This window comes from Puniceibacterium antarcticum (assembly GCF_002760615.1).
In the GTDB taxonomy this organism is placed as follows: Bacteria; Pseudomonadota; Alphaproteobacteria; order Rhodobacterales; family Rhodobacteraceae; genus Puniceibacterium; species Puniceibacterium antarcticum.
Genome location: NZ_AWWI01000082.1, coordinates 1 through 3198, shown reverse-complemented (window position 1 = coordinate 3198; position 3198 = coordinate 1). Strand labels below are relative to the sequence as shown.

Annotated in this window: 2 protein-coding genes; both read right to left on the bottom strand. The window is 49.2% G+C overall.

Annotated features, from left to right (window positions below; translation table 11 throughout):
- Nucleotides 1–228 precede the first annotated feature (228 nt).
- The gene (locus P775_RS12010; RefSeq protein ID WP_099911225.1) at nt 229–1566 is read right to left on the bottom strand and encodes a SidA/IucD/PvdA family monooxygenase; all 1338 of its coding nucleotides are present in this window, start codon (nt 1564–1566) and stop codon (nt 229–231) included.
- A gap of 51 nt (nt 1567–1617) precedes the next feature.
- Nucleotides 1618–2934, bottom strand: coding sequence for a diaminobutyrate--2-oxoglutarate transaminase (ectB, locus tag P775_RS12005; protein ID WP_245875659.1), 1317 nt, complete (start codon nt 2932–2934; stop codon nt 1618–1620).
- Nucleotides 2935–3198 lie beyond the last annotated feature (264 nt).

Sequence of the window (3198 nt, the reverse complement as noted above, 5' to 3'; positions counted from 1 at the left end):
CCATGCCAACATCCTATGCCCTTCGGGCTGTGGGTGTCGCACTTCAATCTTGAGACCAAGCCTCACCGCTCAGGCATTTACGCATGTCTTCCGATGTGTTGAAGTGTTGCGCCGGAGACAAGTATGCAGGCTCACAGATCGAACCATGGTTCTGGAGAGCCTCGCGCTCTCCATACCCACCACGTATTGCGATAGTGTCGAACCTCATATTATTTACTTTTGCAGGGGTCATTGTGCAGCGACTTCATCGGTCGACACGGAGTTCTTTTTTCCGTCATTCCAGCTCAAAGCTCCGGCAATGATCTGGGAGCGCGAAGCCAGAAGCGACAATGATCCGGCATCCCCCATGCCGTGGGACGTCTCGCAGAGCCCGTTGAGTATCAGAGAACCTGCGCTTTCGAGTCCTGGCTTCAGCTTGACCCGGTATGAGCGATCGACCTGAGCGCAGCCATCATCCGACAAATCCAGCATATCAGAAATTCCATCAAGAACGGCAGGTATCCGCACGGAGCTTTCGCTTGTTCCAATGTTGCGAAATCCAGTCGCCAGAACAACTCCATCGAAGATTTCCTTGCGTGTCTCCATGGTCCTCGCATCCCGGACCGTCAAATGGACACCTGACTCATCGGCCTCTGCAGAAATGATATCTGTCAGTCGATTTATTGTAATCCTGTTGGCACCATGCATCTTGTCATAGTAGATTTGCCGATAGAGTTCCGTGAGGACATCCATATCACAGGCACCGTAGTTTGTCCGATGTACATCCATGTCAATACGCTTTTTCAGGCTGTCATCGGCTTCGAAATACATATCCGTAAAGGACGGGAAAAATATTTCACTCATGAACGGGCTGGTGTCCTTGAGAGGATAAGCAAAACGCCTCATAAAGCTATGCAGCTCAAGTCGGGGTTCATATTTTGACATATGAAGAAGTATCTCGGCCGCACTTTGGCTGCTTCCTATGACGGCAAAATTCTTCGCTCCCTTTTTCATAAGGGCTGTGTGTGATGTCTTGTAACTGGTCAGATGGAATACACGATCATCATCAATAACATTCTGGAATGGTTTCGGGATATAAGCCTCCCTGCCCGTACCAACGATAACGTTTCGGGCAAAAACAGGCTCTTTACCCTTCACATCTATTCTGTAGACGTGACTGTGGATGTCGTCGAGCATCGTAATTTTATCGACAGCCTGATCCGTACGAAGATAATTTGATAGTTGAGATGAAACCCAACTCACATACCCCGCAAAATCTGGGCGCATTGGCATCAGGAGATCCATGTTCAGGTGGCTCAGAAGCTTTCCGGTACTGTGCAAATAATTCATGAACGTGTACCTGCTGCGTGGTGATCGCAGGGTTGCAAGATCTCGATGGGGTATGTTCTGGATATTGGAGTGGATATCCAATGCATTCTCGAACAACATTTCCTCTTGCCAAACAGGCGTTTTCGATTTTTCAAGGAAAACGGAATTGTTGAAGATGCCCTCGTCATCAAAGAGAGCGGCAAGAGCGATATTCGCCGGTCCGAAACCGATGCCGACAACGTCGAATGTCTTTGTCATTTTTGACTACTGCCTTTGTAAGCGGAGAGTATGGGGTATTTTCAGAATGTATCAGCTTGCCTCAAGAACACCTTCGCTTATGGCGACCGCTGTTTCTTGAAAGTCAGAAGATTTTTCCAAGGCTTTATCAATGATCGAGAAACCCAGATCCAGATCATCGGATGAAACATTGAGGGGGGGGAGAAACTTCAGGACCTGATCGAGTGGCCCGCACCGCTCCAGGATCAATCCGGAGCTTACACACGTGGATTGGACTCTGGCGGCCTGTTCTGGATCGGAAAACTCCAATCCCATCATTGCACCACGGCCCTTTACCTTGAGACCATATGTATCTGAGAGACTGATGCACTTCCTCAGCATATCTGCACAAAGAAAACTCAGGTTGGATTCAAACCCAGCGTTTTCCCAAAAAATCTCGAGAGCAGTGGCAGCTGTTATGAAGGCGTGAGTATTACCTCGAAACGTTCCATTGTGTTCACCCGGCAACCACTGATCGAGTTCAGGCTTCATGAGAAGAACAGACATAGGAAGGCCATAACCGGATATCGCCTTAGCCATGCAGATCAAGTCAGGCTCTATTCCAAATTTGTCGAATGAGAAAAAGCTCCCTGTTCTGCCGCAACCGGCCTGGATATCGTCTACAATGAGAAGAGCACCGTGATCCTTCGCGATACGCGCAATCTTACTCACCCACTCGACAGATGCCGTCTGAAGACCACCTTCTCCCTGAACAAGTTCGATAATGATTGCTGCTGGTGGATCTATGCCACCACTGGGGTCCTTCATCATGACATCCAGAACCTCTGCAGTATCGATGTCCCGGCCAAGATAGCCGTCGTAGGGCATCCTGGTAACCTGGTTGAGCAATGTTGCAGAAGATGCGCGGTGATGGCTGCTTCCGGTCAACGCAAGCGCGCCAAGGGAGCAGCCATGAAATCCATTGGTGAAAGCCACGACATTCGTTCGGCCAGTCACCTTTCGCGCTAATTTTATGGCAGCTTCCACTGAATTTGCACCAGTGGGCCCCGTAAAATGGATTCTGTGATCCATTCCGCGCGGTTTCAATATGATGCTGTTGAAAGATCTAATGAAATTACTGCGCGCAATGGATTGCATGTCAAGGCACATGCTCATCCCATCCTTTACGATATAGTCAACAAGTGCTTGTTTCAAAGTCGGATGATTGTGACCATAATTCAGGGACCCGCAGCCCGCGAGAAAATCAAGGTACTTACCCCCATCTTTCGTGTAGATCCAACTGCCAGACGCCGTGTCGAAGGTTTCTTTAAATGTCCTGCTGTAGCTTCGGACGTTGGATTCCAGTTGCAAAGTGTCATCAGCCGTACCCACTTCCATCACATAATTCATAGAATATCTCCATCCGGGGTGCAGGTATTAACGAAACCTTAATGATGCAACAAAGGTATTTACGCCAAAAACACTAAGTTTTAGGACAGTTAACGGCGACACAGACCCTGCTCTGCATCGACCAGTCATTGGAAGCCACAACCTGCAAGGTTTGAGTAGGCGTGCGCCGAGGGCCGTATTCGGAGAGAGGTTCTGGTCGGCTTTGTTGATGGCGTGGATGCCCCTCCCGACGGCATCGCAATGTGCCATTGTGGTGAGTGTTAA

Coding starts and splice junctions, on each gene's coding strand:
- P775_RS12010 (WP_099911225.1), bottom strand. CDS start 1,566: ATGACAAAGACATTCGACGTTGTCGGCATCGGTTTCGGACCGGCGAAT.
- ectB (WP_245875659.1), bottom strand. CDS start 2,934: ATGAATTATGTGATGGAAGTGGGTACGGCTGATGACACTTTGCAACTG.